We start from the raw sequence: 20,500 nt of genomic DNA, 5'->3' as shown, positions 1-20,500 counted from the left end.
GGTGGTACGAAGCAGAATCAACTGTTTCGTACCACCTTTGTGTTTTATTTTGTTTTTTTCCTTAATTGTTGACCGTGCCGTCGTCCCCGCTGATAAATTAATACCCAACTGACCACCATGAACACCCCGATCAGGACAATAAGCAAAAGGACAACACCAAAATTTCGCCGCCCCGTTGGCCGATAGTCAGAGACTGCCTGCACTTGAACAGGCTCAATGGTGAAGTGCCGAATCACCGTCCGGCGCGCCACGTTGTTTCCCGCAATCACGAGCCGCATTTCATAACTGCCCGCGGCCAGTTTTGGTATCAAAAACTGCCAGTTAAATCGACTATGCGGGGCAATCTTACCGTCTGTTCCACTCGTATGCACCACCCGTTTACCGGTATCCTGCCGGTATATCGTTAATTTGTTGGTCAAGGCATAAGCATACATGGGTGCTGTATTACGCGTTGCCAAATAGAGAACGAAGCGACCGGCCTCGGCGACTGGTTTGGCCGCTCCAAATTGAATTTTGGGCCGTACCTGGTTAATGTCTTTTCCTTGCAAAACAACACTGCGTTGATAGGCCACGATCTGCCGGACCTGGGTAGCGGTGGTCGTGACGTCGGCTGTGGCATATAAGCCCCCCAGAATCATGCCTGAGAAATGATCAGCCGGTGCCCGAATCCTGAAGGTGAGAATCTTCACGGCCCCAGGCGCCAGCGTCACGGCTTGTTCTCGCTCGCCAATCACCATCGAGGCAAAACTGGTGGCCGGCTTCGGATAAATTGTCGACGCACTCTGTGAATAGATGATTTGCGGATTGGCGTCGGTGGTGCCATTGTTCGCCTGAACGCGCACCGTGATCGCCTCTCGGCCAATATTGGCCACTTGCAGCTGCAATGATTGGACCTGCTTGGGCGATAAGTGCAATTGCCAGTAATTGAGTTGTTTATCCACTTGATTGCCCGGCAGTATCGCCGTGACGGAATACGCCTTCTTGGGCACCTTGGTCGCCGCCGCCACCATGTGTGCTGGTGCAAACAATGCCACCAACACACCGATTATGCCTAACCATCTAAGGTATCGCGCCTGATGCATCTTATTCACCTCCTTGCGAATAAAAGAGACTGGGACAAAAATCCGCGTCCTGATGGATGTAGTGCCAATGTGGTTAGGCGTGTTTGAGGCCGCGCACTTTGCGGGCTCAAACCGCCGTCACAGCGTTCCAGCCCATTTCAGCCGGAGATTGCGTAGCTTTGGCACGGCTCATCAGGGAGGCTTTTGTCCCAGTCTTCTTCAAACAGGGTGTCACAAACTGCCATCATCATTCACGGTATACGTGATGGATGACGTGTATGTGCCCTTGGTGATCGTGGGGTTCATATCCGCCGGTGTCAGTAATGTGGCATACGGATAGTAACGAATCAAGTTAGACGCGTCCACCTGTGGTTCGAGCAACCGATTCAATGTATACAGGTTCACATTGGCCGTACTCGTCGGATTGCCCACCATGGTGCCTGGCGTATGATTCAAATAATTCTTCTCTTCATTCGTATAATCAGTGGAGTTCTCATTCGCGCCGGGTTGACTCGTATTGGTTTCCTTCTGTTTGCCCGCGGCATCCAGCATGGGTTGCCCCAAATCAATTTGGAAATCTGTATAGGTCTTATTATCCCCGTTTTGGAATGCCCCTAACCGTCCCGTCAACGACCAGGATGTTTGGGCCGCCAAACTATCGGCATTGTCCTGCACTTGGAAATAGGCATCGGCTGGATCGGTCACTGAATAGGATCCGGCCGCCGCACCAGGGACGTTATGACTGCCAAAATCCATCGACGGGACATGTAGTATGTTGACATTCTTCTGCTTGGCAAATTGAACACCATTCGAAACAGCCAATACCCGGGCAGTTGTCGGATCGTCCCGCATGATCAAATCGGCATAAGGCATGTGCACCGGGATATTATCCTGATTCTTGATTTGATAATTGTACGTGTAGGTAAAGGATGTGGGTGTATCGCTAAACTGGACTTTATAAGACGTAAAGTCTTGGGCCAGCCAGCCCGTGTCACCCGTGGCCGTCACCGTTGCACTTTGACCGTTGCTATCTGTGACCTCTGGTTTGGAGATCGTGGCCCCCACATCACTGGTACTGGTTTGTACATTGGGGATACGAATAATCATACTGCTGTCATCTTCTGAACTCGCATCACTTTTCCGCGTGACGGTCACTTTGACAGGTACGTTCGTGTTCGTATCGCCGTCCTTAAGAATATGCACATCACTATTACCAGAACCACTGGTCACTGGATAGAATTCTTTCTTGGCTTCATAGTATTGCTTGGTGTCGTCACCATTCACTAGGAAAAGATCATAACTGTCGCTGGCGGTGTTATCCACACCAGCCGCCACAGAATAACCATTGACAGCACTAATCGGCCCGTTCCGCGTCAACGTCCCGCTGCCCTGGAAGAAATTGGCGCTGTCCATTGTTTTGAGCGGTAACTGATAGCTGGCGGTTATGCCGTCACTGGTTGGGATCGTGGTTCCTGGCTGAGCAAGCGGATTACTGGCTGACCAATCACCGAGAATCGGTTGACTGGTCGTGCTGGCCGCCAAGTTATTCACATTCGTCGTTTGATCATTCGTCGAACCGATGTTTGGAATGAACTTCAGTTGCATCGTGTCGCCACCGGCCGCGGAGGCCAGCGTATCCCGCCAATAGCCCAACTGCCGCTTGTAGTGATTCGTGCCGCTGACTTGACTGCGATACAGCAGAATCAGCGCCGACGTCTTTAAAAGCATCACCGGGTTAAAGGTTTGACTTAGGTTAATTGACGCATCCGCCAGTGGATAACCATCCAATGTCCCGGTGTAAGCCCACGTCTGACCATTCAAGTTACCGGTTATCTGCTTACCACTTAAATTACTAGCTGACTTGACAGACACTTCAGCATCCTGCTTGTCATACTTAACAGGTTCAACATCCACGGTACGGGTGTTCACGGTATTGCTGCTGTAGTCGTAATACTGGTAAACATTCGCATACCGATCCGGCCAAATTAAACCGGCCTTGTTTAACGTGCTCCCAGTCAATTGAGGCAGGTTCTCATTGCCGCCATACCCATTGGTTTCGGTCAAATATTTTTCTCGTGTCTGTACCTTAAACTTGGTACCTTGACCATCATTCACTAAAATACCGTCGTTCCCGGCATCCGGTGAAGCCGTCCGGTGATCAATATCGTTGCCTAATTTCCCATCGGAGTGCATCGTATCGGTAAACTGGGTTTCTTGATTATCGGAACCGGAATCATCCGTCCAGTGCATTCGATCATACGGCACAATGGCGCCGGTCCAGGAAGTAAAGTTCGTATACACCGGATAGTTAGTCCCCTTGCTGTCCAGATCAGTTTCATTGGCCGCATTAATCACGGCATAATCCGCTGGTGTTTCCCCAGAACTCTTCGATTGACCGTTTTGCCCGGCATCTTTATCCTGTGGCACGACATGCAACGCTTTACGCAGGGCACCATCTTCATCCGTGTTAGAACGGTCTAAGCCCTTCAGTGTGCTGTAGGGATCAACCAGATCAGAGGAATCATACATCTTGATTTGAATCGGATCCGCTGTACTACCATCGTGGATATTAAATGTCCCATCCGCGTTGGGTGCCGCGGGTAATCGGCCCTTGGTGATGGCCTGCTCCTCTTTGCTGGTCCCAGCAGAATATTTAGACATATCAAAAGCAAAGTTGATATGCGCATTGCCGGTAAAAGCCTGCGAGGTAAAGTACGAAACAACTGACTGCAGAATCAATCTGCCTAATCCAAAAAAACCTGATATCAAACTGCGCCAAGCCGGCTGGTTGGTAGTTGCAGCATTCAGCATTGAGATCATTCGGCCAGTGGCGCCTGTATTGTAAACTGGGCTCCTACCGGGCTGAAGCCAATTACCGGTAACGTCGGAATTATTGCCGACGATACCGCCCAGCGGATCCCAAACCGTATTCGTCGTCGAAAGCTTATCGCCATACTGCGGAGAAAATCGCGGTTGCCAGTTAGGATTTGTCTCACTGCCATAATTGTGGGCCCCGTCACCGCCCAACAACATCCCGGCAGTTTCCGAGTGAGAATTGGCATTGTTACCACCAGTGTTTGAGTTATAACCACTCAGGAAATCCAGGTAATATGCTGCTTTTGTCGCGCCGGTTTGCAATGACTTCAAAGAGCGATTATTTAAATAATCCTGGTAATCGGCATTGCCATTTTGCAACTGCAGTTGACGACCATAAGTATTGGCAAAATCAAACCCATCTTTATTGACGACATTGTATGGAATCCCCTTGACCTTCAAGAAAAACTGTTGGGAATTGTTTGGATCTAAATACACATGATGATCGAATTGCAACGGAAAGTTAATATTGACTGAAGCTCCCGTAATACCCAAAAAGGAAACTGAATCAACACTTAAAAAGTAGTACGACCTGGCCCAATCAATACTGGCCGCCAAGGACTTGGCGGCCATCCCTGCAGCGACTCGGACACGCACCATCACTGCCCAGTTACCGGCCATTTGGGCATCCACGGTGGTTGGTGATTGGGCCGCGATGGCCGCTTTGATCGGGACATTACCTGTTGCCTGCACGTACCCGCCAGAGAATGATTGGCCGTTGGCGGTATCCAGCTGCATTGAACTATTCATCTTGGAATTGACACCCATGGGATTGAATACTTCTGCTTTCTGGGTTGGCGTAGTCGACTGAGTCGCCCAAGCTTTAGCCACGTCCGAGGCGTCATCACCATTACCAAAATCAACCAAATAGTCTTTGTCGACATAATTCAGCGCAAAATAAGCCGACCCATGATTGGCAACTTTATTTTGAAATTGAATCGCAATGGGTGACTCGGTTTGGCCTTTGGTCCAAGCGTTATAATTTGCCGTGGCATTAGCCGCATCACTCTTACTGCTGTCCCAAGCATAGGCCAATGGCGTCCCTGTCGAGGCATTGGGCCATCCTTTGTACCCCCATTGCACAAAAGAGCCCTCGCTACTGGTATGATTCCGGTTCAAACCCGGAATTTCATACATGCTCCAGGGGGTGGTACCATCCAGTGAAGCCGAGCCAGTGCCAGTGCCGCCCGTGCCTTTCATATTTTGATTTTGCAGCGGATCTCCCAAAGTAGCCGCCTGGGAATCACTGGTTGTCATACCGAATACACCGATCAGTATGGTTCCCCAAAACAAGGCTGCCCCAAATAATCCTAACAGTCTCTTCCTCATAGAAATCATCTTACTCCTTAATTGATTTGTTCCAATACGACATAAAATCAGTGAGTGACGCAGTAAACCGCGCATGACTCGCACTACCCCCCGGGTGCCTTCGTCAGTCAATCTGTTTGTATGTATGATTTAGACCAATCTGTTGGTCATGATTTCAGGCTAAACCTGAATGAAATACGACAACACTGCATCCGGGACCAGGGCGGCTAAGACGCGATAGGCTTTATAGAACATTCTCGGCGTATACACCATCCATCCCCACTGGGCAAAGGTCAAAGACCGGCGAGTCACTTGCGGTAAATCCAGAAACGGCAACAAGCCCACGATGCTCTTCTTATCATTATCGGAATCTCCCCCGTTGTATAACGCCGTGTGCATGTTGCCTGGTTCTAAGGCCAAGACATGAATGCCGCGATGCCGCAACTCGGCATGTAATCCCTTCGTGTAAAACGAGAGGAACGACTTAGTGGCGCCATAGACCACCATGTTCGGTGATGGCGAGAAACCGCCGACAGAGGAGACGTTAATCATGGTGTCCCCGCGATGCACATACGGAAGCACTGTATTGACTAGTGCCATCGGGGCCACCGCGTTGAGGGCGACCATTTGCCGCTGCTTCTCGATGGGCACTTCAGTTAACGGCCCATTACATAAATAACCGGCATCATTAATCAGTAAGTGAACATGCGGCTTCTCCCGTGCTAACAAGCCGTGTAGTTTGCGAAAGGAGTCCGGATCGGTCAAGTCGTAAGGTAATATGCGAAAACGCCGTCCGGGAATACTTTGCGCCAACTCAATCAACCGCTCTTTACGGCGGGCCACGATCCAAATTTCATCCAGATTGGGTAATTTATCGGCCACTGCCCGCACATATTCACGGCCTAAACCCGAGGATGCGCCAGTCACAATTGCAATTTCCATATCAAAACCTCACTTTCTGATTTGTTTAAATGTCTTTATACCAATGCCCGGGCTGCTTTAAAGCCGGTATGAATCGCATCTTTGATCCGGCCCGCGTGAATGGCATCGCCCACCGGGGTGATGTGCTCACATACGCCAGCCAGCTCTTTCACCAAACCGTTCACCGGCCGAACGCCTAAGGACAGAACGACCTCATCAGCCGTCAAAATTTCTCGGACGTTATCTTTTTGGACCGTTGTCACTGTGTGGTCGGGATTGATGGAAACTAATCGACGCCCAGTCAGATATTGGACATTACCAGCGCGCATCCGCGACTCCACATCCCAAACACTCGGAGCAAAGCCACCTGGGGGAATCTTTTCGGCCATTTCCACAATGGTCACTTGGTTGCCTTGCTCCACTAACATTTCTGAAGTTTCCAAACCAGTCATGCCGGAACCCACCACAACGATTCGTTTGCCCTCATATGTGACTTGCTTCTCAAGAATGGGGGTCGTGGTCGTGACGAAATCTTGGTCTGCACCCGGAATGGGCGGCTTGGAGGCACTGCCGCCAGTCGCCACGAAGACCGCATACGGGTGATAAGATTCAACGATTACCCGGGTGGCCTCGGTACCGTAGTGGAAAGACGCCCCATAATGCTTGGCTTGCGTCTCCAAATCGATATACGACCAGCCAATCATTTCCTTGTGCGGCGGTGCCACGGCTAACCGATTCTGGCCACCGGGCTGATCTTCTTTTTCAAATACATTCACTTTAAAGTTGCGCAACGCCAATTCACGAGCCACTGTTAGGCCAGCAGGGCCGGCCCCGATGACGACGACTTGGCGATTATTACCGTCTTTACCGGCATTTTGGGCATACAGGGTTTCCCGGCCCATGCGGGGATTGACCGCACACATCGTCGGTGTCCGCGTACTTTGTCCGGCTTCATAGCTCTCTTGACACACCAGACAGCCAATACACCGACTGATGAGTTCAGGCGTGCCATACTGGGCTTTTTTCATCCATAAAGGATCTGCCAGTAATGCTCGGGCCAGTCCAATAAAGTCTTGGTTGCCGGATTCGAGAATTTTTTCTGCCTGGTCCGGAGTCCGAATGACCCCCACAGCAATCACTGGAATCGAGACCGCTTCTTTGACGGCCTTGACTAACGGTTGCCGCCAACTGGGCGCGTAAGTCACTGGTTCACTGATCATCACTTGCGTATCCGAGTTACCGATCGTGACATTGAGTGCATCGGCACCATACGACTCGATCAGTTTGGCTAATTTAACCCCTTCATCCAACTTGATGCCCTGGTCAGGGTAACCAATCTTGGAGTAAAATTCATTGACGGTGAGTCTGACTGAAATTGGGAAGTCAGCCCCCAGCCGTTCCCGAATCGCCGCAATGATTTCTTTCACAATGCGGGCACGATTCTCCGTGCTGCCGCCATATTCGTCGGTTCGGATATTCGTGTATGGACTCAAAAATTGCGTCAACAAATAACCATGACCCGCATGGACTTCGACGCCATCCGCGCCGGCTTTACTGGCCCGAACCGCGGCATCCGCGAATTGCTGTTCAATTTTATGTATCTCGTCGACAGTCAGCGGATGAATTTTGAAATGACCAAAAGACGAAAAACCCAACCCGGCCGGAACGTTACTCGGGGCGACGAGTGGTTTAAAATGCCGATTCATAAAGTTGTACATCTTGGGCTCTTCTAGACTGCTCCGGTCATTTTTACCCATGACCTTGTAAAACATCTTCCAATAACCCGGAATCACTTTGGCCAATCGATTACTGGTCGGCCACAGCGCCGGCCATATCGGCACATTTTGCCGGCCCGGATGATTCAGCTGAATAAAGATTCTCGCGCCGGCTGCGTGGACCGCATCGGCGACTTTACGAAACGGCGCGATATCCTTATCACTGGACATCGCCAGTTGTTTAGGGGAGACAATAGCATCCTTTTCATTCACCCGGGTGTACTCGGTAATAATCAGACCGACGCCGCCTTCTGCCCGTTCCCTAAAATATTGGACGTTGCGGTCCGACGCGGTCCCATCTTCGTTTGCCAGCCCGACACCCATCGCGGTCATCACAGCCCGATTCTTGATTGTGAGCTGGTTAATTTTCATTGGTGAAAAAAGTTTTGGATAATTACTCATCGTATCCACCCTTTCGACTGTGCTTGGCATCAACTCATCCTGTGACGGTTTACACTTGCCCGTACACTATAGATGTTAGCCAGATGGCAATTGGTATTGCAAGATACAATATTGAACATTAGATTACTTTTTTTCGTTTTCTATGATATGTCCAATTATGTACGTTCTATTAATACTGTATATTGAATTTACTGGATCAAATCCGTTATGCTGTGATTTGATGTTTGCATGTGTCCAAATGAGGACATATGCAATCAATCCGTGCACAATTGTGTGTGATAGAAAGGATGATCTCTTTTGAAACGAATTGCCGTCATTAGCGGTACTACATCAGGCCTGGGCCGCCAGTATGTCCCCGCATTAATCTCTGAATATCCGGCGATTGATGAAATTTGGATGATTGCTCGCCGAGAAGAACGCCTGCAGGAGATTCAAGCAGACTACCCCGACATGAATTTCAAAATTATTCCGCTGGATTTGACACTGGATGAAAGTTACACCACCCTCGAAATACTTCTGGCTGAAGAAAAGCCCCATATCTATGCCTTAATTAACAATGCGGGGGTCGCCTTCAATGGCGATGTGGCCGATGTGCCTCTGAAATACCTCATCGCCATGTGCAATCTGAATGTCAAGGGCACAACTGCCCTCACCCGCTTGTGTCTGCCTTACATACAAAAGGGCGGATTTATTTTAAACGTCTCGTCTGCTTCTTCTTTTGCACCTAATCCGCACATGGATGTTTACAGTGCCACGAAGGCCTATATCGCCAGCTTCTCTTACGGCCTGCGGGAAGAATTGCGGCCCGCCGGAATCAATGTATGCACAGCCTTGCCTGGCCGGATGAAGACGGAGATGGATCAGAAGTTAAACACGGGCAAACGCGAAGGTGTCTTTAACCTGGTGCCAAGTTTAGACGTTCCCCTCTTTGCCCACCGCACTGTCCGTGCCGCCATGGCCGGCAAAGGATCCTACACGATGAACTGGTTTTATAAAACGTATCGCGTGGTCGCCAAGATACTGCCGACCGAATTGATCGTTCATTTTTCTGCCATCTAAGTACCGCGGACAAAAAAAGACGGTAAGATCCCGAACACTTCAGGGATCATATCGTCTTTACTTTGGGCTAAATTGATTCATCGGGAATTTTGACTATCCCGAGCAATTGAAAAAGGTACTGATGCAATTGTTCTTGGGATACCACATGATTTTTCAAAAACACCCATTCAATCAATAATAAAATCGAATTAGCTACATGTTCCGCCGCGAGTTCCGGAGGCAAGTCCGGTGTTTGCAAAATTTGACAACTGGATACCACGACGCGTAGTTTGCCGCGAAAGAAACTGATGAAACTGTTCACCAGCGTACCATCCACTGGATTAAATTTCATGATCGTCGAAAAAGTCGGTAGCTTCTGTTTTAATGCCGCAAATAGTCGGTCAAAATACATTAGCAGATCCGAGTTCTCTTTCCCATCGGCCGGTGCGGGTAAAAATTGAAATTCTTGACTGATATGCAACCAGCAATAATCCAGTAAATCGTACTTGTCGTCAAAATAATTGTAGAAAGTGGCCCGGGGGTAATCAGCACGCTGACACAGTTCATTCACACTGATCTGATCGAAGCTTTTCTCCGCCGCCAACTGCAACAACGTATCCGTGAAATCACCCAAAGTACGACGGGCTCCACGGGTAAGTGGCTTTGCTAGATCATATTTCACTAAAATCAACCTCCAAGGCGATGAACAATATTCAAATTCAGATGATTATCGTTAAGACAATGCTTGGTCATACATTAGCATGATGACCTGGAATTTTCAACAGCATAATCATGGACACTTGTAAAACACCGCCAAGAAAAAACCGGGTCATTGCAATTTCTGCTTGACCCGGTCTAATGAGTTGAATTTGTTGTGCCACGGATAAGTGCCATCACGCCGTTACGAATAGTGGATAAAAGACAGAAGTGTACAACCTAGTCATCCACTGAGCACCGCAATCCAGATCAGTCGTCGTACTCGTCTGGATGACTATCCTGCTCTTCGCCAATATACATAATCCCAGAATGATCGTGCACTTGGCTCTGATCGTCCAAATCCCAACGTTGCACTAAGTATGGATGGCTGGTCAACGCCAAGTGCTTGGGAATTTCCAGCTCTGCTTCGGTGAACTGCTTCATGAGGCGTTCAATCCCCTGGTTGACCCCGATCTGATAAATCACCGTATCCGCCGGTTCGGTATGCACCGCCGCCTTGCTGTCAGGTAAATCAAAAGTGACAAAATCACCGAACGATTTGGTGCCCACTGGAAAAAGCGAACCGATGTAATACACAAAGGAATAAGGGGAAAACACGATCAATGCCGTGCGGTTCTTTTCTCCGGTTTGGTGGGCATCCAATTGTTTCGGGGCATCACTGTGCATGAATTCCTCCCATGCGGAGTAAAAACTGCCGTTACCATCCATCATGGTGGGTAAATACGGATAACCGATCATCCGCATCGCACCCACGTCTTTAATTTCTGCCATTTTGCATATTTCTCCTTTAATTAAGATAAAAGCCGGAGGCACGCCCCGGCTTGGTTGGTTAAGAGACTATTATCACAATCAGCGGCGATGGGACAATTCCATGTATCGTTGATACCAGATGTCGATATACGCCTGGGAAAATGGTCCTTTGCCCTCGTTGATCCAATCAACTAGGATCTTCACGTTCTCTTTGAGGATATGGTCGATCTCTGGTGAATACGACCAGCGCTTGGCATGGGCTTCATATTCGTCCACGTCCAACAGCCGCTTCTCACCATCTGGAAACACCTTCACATCAAGATCGTAATCAATATACTTCAGTGCTTCGCGGTCGATCACGAATGGGCTGGCCAAGTTACAGTAATACGACACGCCATTCTCGCGGATCATCGCGATGATGTTGAACCAATATTTACGGTGAAAGTAGACAATTGCCGGTTCCCGCGTCAGCCAATGACGGCCATCCGCTTCGGTCACGAGCGTGTGATCATTACAGCCGATCAGCGAATTCTCACTTGTCTTCAACACCATTGTGTCCCGCCAGGTACGATGTAAACTCCCATCATGCTTGTAACTCTGAATCGCAATATAGTCTCCTTCCTTGGGAAGATGCACTGCGAACCCAGCTTTCGTGGAACTGTTAGTCACCTAAAATTATAGCAGAAAGGCAGAGAGGGTGGAAGCCGACCGGTTAGAAGCGGCGTCAGAAGGCAGGCCAGGCAGAAAACCCGTACTTAGGTTTTTTGCCTGGNGGTTAGAAGCGGCGTCAGAAGGCAGGCCAGGCAGAAAACCCGTACTTAGGTTTTTTGCCTGGCCTGCCTTCTGACATAGCTTCTGGTCGGCTGCAACCCGTTTAGATTAGGTGGAAGCCGCTTTATATCCCATCATTCCCCGACGATAACGTATAGGTAATCGTCGCCGCGTACTCCGAATCCGTCTCTGGCGTCGCAAACCCGGCCGCATTCTTCGGTACGATCAACTGGGCATGGGGATAGTGTATCGTCAGATCGAACGGGTCAGCCGGTGTTTCATTCGGATTAAGCGGCTCCACCAGCCTGTCCAGTTTATACAGCCGGATTGGCGTACTATCCGTGCCCATTTCTGCCGCTGGTAAATGATTGTAATACCGCCAGTAGCGCAACGGTGACGGGTTATACGCAGGGAAGTGAGCGGTATCGGTGGGATCATGGTAACTCCCGTCTGGCACGCGTTCCGTGTTAAATCGCTCATCCTTGATTTTTGCCGGTTCCTGCCAATTAATCCTGAAGTCGCGCCGCTCCTTGCCATCATTGGTCGTAAACGGAGACAGTGCCGCGGTGACGTTCCAAGAATTCTGTCCTTGCTGATGGTCCCGCACGGTCAGATAGGCCTCGCGGCGTTGATCATCTTCCGCCGTGCCCACCTTGTCATCGTTTGGATCACTATCTTTGTCCCGCTTGTGGGGCAAGTCGTATGCTGCTCCACTCGGGGATGGCATGAACTGTTTACCAAAGGCCAGTGACGGCACGTGTTCCAAATTGACGTTCATTTGTTCTGCAAAATGGACAGGATTAGAAGTGGCCATGACATGCGTGTCGGTGCGTAAAACATCGCGGTAATTGACGTTTAGTGGGATCTGTGCGTAATCTTTCACCGAATATCGATACGAATACGTGAACTCTTTTGGCCCCACCGTAAAGATAATGCGATAAGTCGAAAATTGATTATTCGTTTGACCAGATACAGGTTCGACTTTTTGCGCACCAGGGACTTGGGGCATCTCTAACATTGTGCCGTCAACTTTAGGCAACATCAAATACATCTGAGTGGGATATTTCCCAGCCGCAATTTCCTTACCCTTAGCGGCCCCATTCACCGTGATTGGTTGGTTATCGGCCGTCACAAAATACGTCTCACTCCCATCCGCAAATTGTTTCGTCAAGGAATACCATTGCTCATCGGGCGTCTCGTGATTGAGGAACACTAAATGCTTAGCAACTGCTTCGTTTTCAGTCTTGAGCGTGTAATCACCGACAGTCTTGACCTCCCCTTGACGATGAAATTTCAGATCACCGTAATACAGACTGTCCTGAGTCGCCCCCTCTGGCGGCAGCTGATACTTGACCGTGGCGTTGCCGGTCTTACCGTCTAAAGTCCATCGGGTCGGATCGTTCTCTTTCGCTAGTTTGTTGCCTTTTTCAGACCAGTTGCTCATGATGCGATGCCGGGTATCGGTGCTTTGAAAAGTATCAGAAAATGCTTTCTGCTCTGAGTGTGCCGAAGTCAGTGTGCCTTGCAGTTGATGACCGCCAGGCGCGAAGTTGCCCAACGGATCACGGAAATAACCCAATGGTTCAGTGATCTGGTTCTTATCCTTCACTTCATCATAATGCACTGCCAAATAATCATTGGTCGATAAATCAATGCTCGGCTGCAATGACTGGTGCAGATGCACTGTCGCATCAGCCAACGGCACGCCATTCATCGTGCCTTCAAAATGCCACTTTTTATCGTTCAACGAAGTGATGATCTTGCTGTCATCTGTATTGACGCCATCAGGATTGTTCACTTTAATGGCCAATGCCGATTTGTCACCATCTGTCACGCGTTGCGGACCCTTCGCATCCGGCCAAGGTTGTGGACTCCCTTCGCCGGCACTTTCATAGTCATAATAGGAATAGACATTGGCATAGCGGCTGGGACTGATAGTGCCGGCCTTTTTATTCTCCGGCTGCGGGCTAAGGTTGATAAATGGGTCTGTGTAGCCAATCGTGCCATCTGAATTGGGATGATTCACGAGAATCCCATCCAGGCCTGGATCGGGTGTCGCTGTGCGTTCCTGATAACCCGCAGAGAGCCGCCCGCCGGAATGCAGCGTATCGTTACCCTTCTTGTTGTCGTAATAGTGCCTGTCGTAAGGTACGATCGCGCCGGTCCAAGAGGAGAGATTTGTGTACACCGGATAACGGACACCCTCGTCCATTTTATCGTCATCAATGACGGCATAGTCCATCGGCGATGTGCCGGCTTTCATTTGCTGACGGAGTGACACGGGGAGGTTTTTGCTCATACTCTTGCGTTCCATATTCCAAGTCACCCGATACGGATCGACCAATTGATTAGAGCCATACATCGTAATCTGGATTGGCGCGCGGCGGGGGTCATTTTCATTCATCCCGCCTAAGCCGTCTTGCAAATTAAACTTGCCGTCGTTATAGGGTGCTGACGGTAACTTACCTTCTGTGAGGGCGGTTTTAAGTTTGTCCGGGCTGCCGCTGTATTGAGATACATTGAAGGAAAAATTGACATGGGCATTGCCGCGAAAGCCTTCTCTCATAAGCGCGGATGTAACTGCTCGCAAAGCTGGGTCCACGAAAACAGTTCGGATAAATGTGCCGATGCCTTTAAAGAACATACCAATGACATTTAGAATTTGGCCAATTATTGGAATATTAATCTTGTCGAAATCAACAGCAGATATTCTACGATCATCAGGTTGTTTATTGGCGTTTACCAAACTGATCATTCGTCCAGTGTCACCCGTGTCATATACTGGACTATGCCCCACGAAATCAGCAATAGCCCGGACGATCCCAGCAGTTATACTGGTTATGAAGTCGTTGGCTCCTTTTGCCAAATTGAGCGGGTCGAGGAATGTTTTTTCTGGAAACGGGCGAACTTTTGCGCCATCCGCAATTTCAGTCAGCATACCTGGTAATGGGTCCCAAATACCGTCATGGCGCGCGTCGCTCCATTGGAAATTTGGCTGAATGTCACCGTTGCGCCCCCGCTTTAACAAGGGATTCTGGCCGGGAATTGAATTGTCATTCAATATATCGCTCTTGATATTCCCCTTGCCATTGTTCTGTATCTTGTCCAATGTTGTCGCCTTGCCAGACATTCCTGGTATAATCTGCCGATTATGCAAATAGTCAAGAAAATCCGCATTTCCATTCTGTAATTCCAACATTGCCTGGTTTTGTTTTCCGCCTGCGTTATTGTTCAACACGTTAAACGGAATCCCCTTTACCTTGAGAAAAAAGGTCTGTGGATCTTTAGGATCTAGATACACATGATGATCAAACTGCAGAGGAAAGTTGATATCCTTAATGGGAATGTTACTGAAAGGAATATTGATGGAATCGACAGACAGAAAATAATAAGACTTCGACCAATCAATTGTTGCCGCCAGTGACTTAGCATCAATTCCTGGCGCCACGGTAACCTTAACCATGACACCCCAATTACCACCCATAATCGCATCGGCCGTAGTTTCTGATTCAGCCACCCGGGCATAAATCGGCACATTCCCCGTCGCCTGAATAAAGCCACCATTATAATTGGCTCCGTCAGCTAACGTAATGCCACCCTTGCCATCGCTCTTAGTTCGCGGTGTGACATTTTGGGTGTTGAAAATTTCATTCCGTTGATTGTAATCCAAGGGTGTCCCACCTTGACCGGATTTGGCAAAAGCCAGTGCCAGGTCTGGTCGGCTGAAATCAATCAGTTCTGGGCTATTCACGTAATTCAACGAGAAAAACGCATCACCATGACCGGTGATGGGATTGCCTGCCGCGTCTTTGTTGAACAATATCGACGCTGGCGAAGCGGTAACACCAGTTTCCCAATCGGTGGTATTCAGTAGTCCACCTTTGTCTTCTCTATTATCCTTCGTAATCGGCATCGGCTGATATAAACGCGTCTTTTGCCATCGATTTAACGGATCATCCACAGCCCAGCCGTCGTATCCCCACTTAACAAACGACCCTTCCTTGGCACTCCGCTCCCGCTCAATCCCCGGTACCCAATAGGTATTCCAAGGGACAGTACCAATCTTTGGGACCTCTCCGTTAATATCCGGGGTATTATCAAACACATCCCCGACAGTGTCCGCCTGCACCGAAACTAAAGACCCCATGAAAAAGCTGCCGACCACCGCCCAGGTCAGCATCATGTAGATTATCCATTTAATTGTGCGTTGACCACCGCCCCGCTTAAACATAAAAATAGCCCCCTGATTTTCGTTGATCGCTGTTGTGCTCACTTCCAGCTTATCGAAAATATAAGGGACACTGCTTTCAAGATTTAAAAGAAAAAGTTGTTAATTGTGATAACGATTACAAGCACGTCACCACTGGCTTTTCCTACTTTTTGTGGGACTTTTTAGCCTCTGTTAATCGTCGTTTTCCATGTCGTTTTCATCCATCCAGGCGTCAATATCCGAGAAACTAAAGCCTTTTTGGTACAACATTTGCTTTGTTTTTTGTTTCTGGTACGCTGAACCTTTACTGCGATATCGCCGCCAGTATTTCTCCGCTTGCTGGGCCAGGGCGGCCGCTTCGTCCGCAGGGTCCGGGGTGAAGTCGGCGTCATCAATCGCGCGGGTCACCAGATCGCCATCGTATCCCTTGGTGTACAAATACTGGCGAATCTTGCGTTGTTGTTCCCGGCTGGAATCCCGCCGGTAATGACTGCGCTGCTTGTCGATCAACCGGGCCAATGTGTCCAACTGTTCCGACTCTGGATACACATCGGTAATGGCGTCTTGATTGGCCAGATCTGGGCTGATGCCCTTCTCCCGGAGTTTGCGTTCGATGACCCGCGGACCATTCGCAGTAGTCAGAATCTGGGTCCGGACGAAGCTGTCTCGGTAAGCTTCATCGTCCAAGTAGCCCTGTTTCGTGAGCTCGGCGGCCACTTGTTTGATATAGGCCGGTGCCACTTCCTTCTCTTCCAGCTTAGCCCAGATTTCGTGCCGAGTCCGCAACTGGTGCGCCAAGTAGTTAATTGCGATATTATAAGCATGGCGGAAGTTATCCTGTTCCTGGATGTGGGTCACCTGCTCAGGGGTCAATTCATCTCCCTTGGCCAGTGCAAATTGAATCAATACGCCCTCATCCACAGCGAAAGCATATTCCCCGTCTAAGAAAATATTGTAGCGGCCCGGTCGTTTCTGGGCCGAAATTTTTGTAATTGTCGCCATCTCTACCTCCTGAAAGGATTAATCATTCATGTCTCGATATTCTCGTACCACCGCCCCCGTTGACGTTTCCGTCGGCGAACGGGTCATTATTACCATCAAGCGCCTCGGCATCAACGGCGAAGGCATCGGTTATTTTCGTCATAAAATCATTTTTATCCCCGGCGTCTTACCTGGAGAAGTAGCCTCAGTCACGGTGACTGAAGTCGCTCCGAAGTTTCTGCGCGGGGTCATGACCCATATTGAAAAGCCCAGTCGCGACCGGGTACAGCCCACCGATCCCAACTATGGCAAGGTCGGCGGAGTGGAATTGAACCACATGGCCTACGCTGCCCAAGTCGCCTTCAAAGACGATGTCCTGCGGCAATCGCTGGAGAAGTTTGCTCCCCGGGATTACAAGGATTATAAAATCAAACCGGGTATCGGCATGACCAATCACACCCACTATCGGCACAAGGCCCAATTCCCGCTGGCTGTTAAGAACGGCCGCATCATTGCCGGCATGTATGCACCGGGAACCCATGACTTGGTTTCCATTACCGATAGTATCACGCAGACCAAGCGGACGATGCAAGCCATCAATCAATTGGTCAAAATTCTCAACGCCATCGACGCGCCCATTTACGACTTCAAACGACACCAGGAAGGCTTGCGTACCCTGGTGGTCCGGGAATCGGCCAGTACCGATGATCTGCAAGTGACCTTGATCAGTAGTCAAGAAAACTTCCATGGCCGGGATTTGCTCCGGGACGCCATTCGCCGCACTATGCCCCAAGTGACCAGTTTGATGGAAAATGTGAACTTCCAGGACACCTCATTATTGTGGGGTCCCAACACGATCCATTTATCCGGCGAAAGTACGATCACTGAGAAACTGCGCGGTAACAAATACGTCTTGTCCCCTGAAGCTTTCTTCCAGCTGAATCCGGTCCAAACCGAGCAGTTGTATAACATTGCGTTACGGGCTTTGGCTCTCAGTAAAGACGATAAGTTGATTGATGCCTATGCGGGTGTCGGTACATTGGGGTTATCCGCTGCGCGGCACGTCGCCGAAGTGCGCGGGATGGAAGTCATCCCCGCCGCCGTCCGCGATGCCCAGCACAACGCTGAGATCAACGGGATCACCAATGCCCATTATACCGTGGGCAAGGCTGAAGCCGTCATTCCCCGCTGGCACAAGGAAGGGTTCATCCCCACCGCTCTGATCGTCGATCCGCCCCGGACTGGTTTGGACATTGCTTTGCGTAAAACCATCATTCAAGAAAAGCCGGCGAAGTTCGTCTACATTTCTTGTAACCCGTCCACCCTCGCCCGGGATCTGGTCACCTTAACCGAGGCCTACGATGTGGATTGGCTGCAATCCATCGACATGTTCCCAGAAACTGCCCGCTGCGAATGCATCGTTAAATTATCTTTGAGAAAGTAGGATACGCCCATGAAAATCTATTTTGCCAATGGTCTTTTCTCCCAAGCTGATGCGGAGTTCAACGCCCGGGTCGTCGCCCAGATTCGCGATCAATATCCGCTGATCGAAGTGTATTTACCCCAGGAAAACGCCAGTATCAACGACAAGAATAATTACGCGAACTCGTTGATGATTGCCAAAGCCGATACGGACGAAGTTTTGGCCAGCGACTTGCTCGTGGCCGTCTTGGATGGTCCGACCATCGATAACGGCGTGGCCAGTGAAATTGGCGTCGCCTACCAAGCCAAAGTCCCAATCCTGGGTCTGTACACAGATACGCGTCGCCTGGGCGCGGACAACCAGCAAAAGCTGGATGCGTTACAGCAAGTAGCCGAGAACCAGTTTCATTATTTAAATCTTTACACGACTGGGCTGATCAAACTGAACGGAAAAATTCTGACCAGCGTGGACGATTTATTGGCCGCTATTGATGAGTATGCGGAAGAAGACTGATTAATGAGTTATGTGGAAGATATTCGACAGTATATCGGTCACCGCCCGCTCATTCTCAATGGCAGCTGCGTGCTGATTTTCGATGATCACCACCGTCTGTTAATGCAGCGCCGCCACGAACCGCAACACCGCTGGGGATTACTGGGCGGCCTCATGGAACTCGGCGAATCCACCGCGGACGTCGTGGTGCGGGAAGTCAAAGAAGAAAGCAGCATCGACTTGCCCAAGGACCAGTTACAATTGCTGGGCATCTATTCCGGCCGAAACCACCGCGCCGAAGCACCCAACGGTGACATCTTCTACTCTGTCATCACGGCCTACGTGATTCACGACGTGGCTGCCACCCCCGTGATCAGCGATGACGAATCAGACAACTTTGCCTGGTTCAACCTCACCGCATTACCCACCCCCATCGTCGGCTCCCACGCCCAAATCATCGCCGACTATCAAGAATCTCACCAGTCTAAATAATCCAAAAAGGCCGCCGGACGATAAATCCAGCGGCCTTTATTGTGTCGTTAACCTAAATCACGAAGAGTGTGCGATACAGTGCCAATGCGGAGCAAGCGGAGGCTGAAATGGGCTCAGCTGTGGAAACCACACCGCGCGCGGTTTTTGCGCGCGGATGTGGTTAGGCGTCTTGAAGACCGCGCACTTTGCGGGCTTCAAGCGCCGTCACAGCGTTCCAGCCCATTTCAGCCGCAGCTTGCGCAGCATTGGCACGGCAATAGAACCTAATTAAGCCTGGGCTAACTTTTGCACATCCACCTCATTCGGCGCATGCCCCGTCTCCACAAACGCCTTCGCATTACCCAGCGACACTTCCACCATGTTCTCCACAGCAGTCTCCGTATGGTACGCAATATGCGGCGTCATGATCACCCGCGGGTCCGCCAGCAGCTGCTCATACAAAGCATTCGTCGGCTCCTCGTTCTTCTCCCATTGCGGGAACACATCCGACTCAAACTCAAACGTGTCGATCCCCGCACCGGCCACTTTATCACTGGCCAAACCAGCCAGCAGTGCCTGGGTGTCAATCAAGTTGCCCCGGGCCGTGTTCACAATATAGACCCCGTCCTTCATCTGGGCAATTTCTGCCGCTCCGATCAGATGGGTGTTTTCTTTCGTCCCGGGGATGTGCAGGTCAATCACATCCACCCGCGGCCACAGATCCGCCAAATCATCCACATATTCCACTTCGTCCTTCAATGCCGGATTCGGATACGGATCATAGGCGATCACTTTACTGCCAAAACCCTTGAACAACTTCACGGCAGACGCGCCGATCCGGCCGGTACCGATTACCCCAATGGTCATGGTACCCAGTTCTTTGCCGGTCCGCTGCATTGCCTCGGTGTACTGATGCGCACTGATGGCCTGAATGACATAACCGAAATTACGCACCAGCTGCAGGGTCAAACTGACCGCAAATTCAGCGATGGACTGCGGGGAGTATGCCGGCACATTGGCCAATTGGATGCCCTTAGCTGCTAATGTGGGAAATGGGACATTATCCATGCCCACGTTACGCAACGCCATATACTTAACCCCGGCCGCCGCCATGGCTTCAATGGCTGCGGGCGGATACGGCACGGTCTGCAACGCCACGATGGCGTCGTCCCCAGCAAAATCTGCAGGGCTTTGGCCATTTAAGCCCGCCGTGTGATAGTTCATCGTGACACCGTTATTTTGGGCCCAGGCATCAAAGAATACTTTTTCTTCCGGTTTCAATCCATAAACACCAAATTGCATTAGG

Annotated in this window: 15 protein-coding genes; 4 read left to right on the top strand and 11 right to left on the bottom strand. The window is 50.1% G+C overall.

From position 1 onward, the window contains the following. Positions 1 to 44: 44 nt before the first annotated feature. The 4 genes from FD09_RS05870 to FD09_RS05855 all read right to left on the bottom strand — a co-directional run bounded on the left by FD09_RS05870 (position 45) and on the right by FD09_RS05855 (position 8,371). Positions 45 to 1,082, bottom strand: coding sequence for a DUF916 domain-containing protein (locus FD09_RS05870; RefSeq protein ID WP_057819312.1), 1,038 nt, complete (start codon positions 1,080 to 1,082; stop codon positions 45 to 47). 210 nt (positions 1,083 to 1,292) lie between these two features. Then, complete coding sequence (locus tag FD09_RS05865) at positions 1,293 to 5,264, bottom strand: hypothetical protein (protein WP_157053696.1); 3,972 nt, start codon at positions 5,262 to 5,264, stop codon at positions 1,293 to 1,295. 159 nt (positions 5,265 to 5,423) lie between these two features. After that, positions 5,424 to 6,185: an SDR family NAD(P)-dependent oxidoreductase gene (locus FD09_RS05860; RefSeq protein ID WP_057819308.1), complete on the bottom strand. Its 762-nt coding sequence runs from the start codon at positions 6,183 to 6,185 to the stop codon at positions 5,424 to 5,426. Between the two features lie 35 nt (positions 6,186 to 6,220). Next, positions 6,221 to 8,371 (bottom strand): NAD(P)/FAD-dependent oxidoreductase, encoded by a 2,151-nt coding sequence (locus FD09_RS05855; protein WP_235812221.1) that lies wholly within the window; start codon positions 8,369 to 8,371, stop codon positions 6,221 to 6,223. A 267-nt stretch (positions 8,372 to 8,638) separates the two neighbouring features. Here FD09_RS05855 and FD09_RS05850 point away from each other — a divergent pair, with 267 nt between their 5' ends. Next, on the top strand, positions 8,639 to 9,400 hold the full coding sequence (locus FD09_RS05850; protein WP_235812220.1) for an SDR family NAD(P)-dependent oxidoreductase: 762 nt from the start codon (positions 8,639 to 8,641) through the stop codon (positions 9,398 to 9,400). A 67-nt stretch (positions 9,401 to 9,467) separates the two neighbouring features. Here FD09_RS05850 and FD09_RS05845 read toward each other — a convergent pair whose 3' ends face one another. The 6 genes from FD09_RS05845 to recX form a co-directional block, all read right to left on the bottom strand. After that, the gene (locus FD09_RS05845; protein WP_057819304.1) at positions 9,468 to 10,061 is read right to left on the bottom strand and encodes a TetR/AcrR family transcriptional regulator; all 594 of its coding nucleotides are present in this window, start codon (positions 10,059 to 10,061) and stop codon (positions 9,468 to 9,470) included. Between the two features lie 67 nt (positions 10,062 to 10,128). Beyond that, complete coding sequence (locus FD09_RS16900) at positions 10,129 to 10,260, bottom strand: hypothetical protein (RefSeq protein WP_268873283.1); 132 nt, start codon at positions 10,258 to 10,260, stop codon at positions 10,129 to 10,131. Positions 10,261 to 10,345: 85 nt separating this feature from the next. Beyond that, positions 10,346 to 10,867, bottom strand: a complete 522-nt coding sequence (locus tag FD09_RS05840) for a hypothetical protein (protein WP_057819302.1) — start codon at positions 10,865 to 10,867, stop codon at positions 10,346 to 10,348. A gap of 78 nt (positions 10,868 to 10,945) precedes the next feature. Further along, a complete protein-coding gene (ntdP, locus tag FD09_RS05835; protein WP_057819300.1) occupies positions 10,946 to 11,482 on the bottom strand; it encodes a nucleoside tri-diphosphate phosphatase in 537 nt (178 codons plus the stop codon). Positions 11,483 to 11,741: 259 nt separating this feature from the next. Continuing rightward, entirely contained in the window at positions 11,742 to 15,848 is a 4,107-nt protein-coding gene (locus FD09_RS05830; protein ID WP_057819298.1) for a hypothetical protein, read from the bottom strand. Positions 15,849 to 16,019: 171 nt separating this feature from the next. Further along, positions 16,020 to 16,829, bottom strand: a complete 810-nt coding sequence (gene recX / locus FD09_RS05825; RefSeq protein WP_057819296.1) for a recombination regulator RecX — start codon at positions 16,827 to 16,829, stop codon at positions 16,020 to 16,022. Positions 16,830 to 16,857: 28 nt separating this feature from the next. Between recX and rlmD the strand changes: the two genes are divergently transcribed. The 3 genes from rlmD to FD09_RS05810 are packed head-to-tail and all read left to right on the top strand — an operon-like array spanning position 16,858 to position 19,215. After that, complete coding sequence (rlmD, locus tag FD09_RS05820; protein WP_057819293.1) at positions 16,858 to 18,252, top strand: 23S rRNA (uracil(1939)-C(5))-methyltransferase RlmD; 1,395 nt, start codon at positions 16,858 to 16,860, stop codon at positions 18,250 to 18,252. 9 nt (positions 18,253 to 18,261) lie between these two features. Next, complete coding sequence (locus tag FD09_RS05815; protein WP_057819291.1) at positions 18,262 to 18,744, top strand: nucleoside 2-deoxyribosyltransferase; 483 nt, start codon at positions 18,262 to 18,264, stop codon at positions 18,742 to 18,744. Positions 18,745 to 18,747: 3 nt separating this feature from the next. Then, positions 18,748 to 19,215, top strand: coding sequence for an NUDIX domain-containing protein (locus FD09_RS05810; RefSeq protein WP_057819288.1), 468 nt, complete (start codon positions 18,748 to 18,750; stop codon positions 19,213 to 19,215). A 267-nt stretch (positions 19,216 to 19,482) separates the two neighbouring features. Here FD09_RS05810 and FD09_RS05805 read toward each other — a convergent pair whose 3' ends face one another. After that, positions 19,483 to 20,496 carry an NAD(P)-dependent oxidoreductase gene (locus tag FD09_RS05805; RefSeq protein ID WP_057819286.1) on the bottom strand — a complete coding sequence of 338 codons (1,014 nt, stop codon included), beginning with the start codon at positions 20,494 to 20,496 and terminating at the stop codon, positions 19,483 to 19,485. Positions 20,497 to 20,500 lie beyond the last annotated feature (4 nt).

Source organism: Schleiferilactobacillus perolens DSM 12744, from assembly GCF_001435585.1.
In the GTDB taxonomy this organism is placed as follows: domain Bacteria; phylum Bacillota; class Bacilli; order Lactobacillales; family Lactobacillaceae; genus Schleiferilactobacillus; species Schleiferilactobacillus perolens.
The sequence above is the reverse complement of the archived record's forward strand: the minus strand, read 5'-3'. Positions and strand labels throughout refer to the sequence as shown.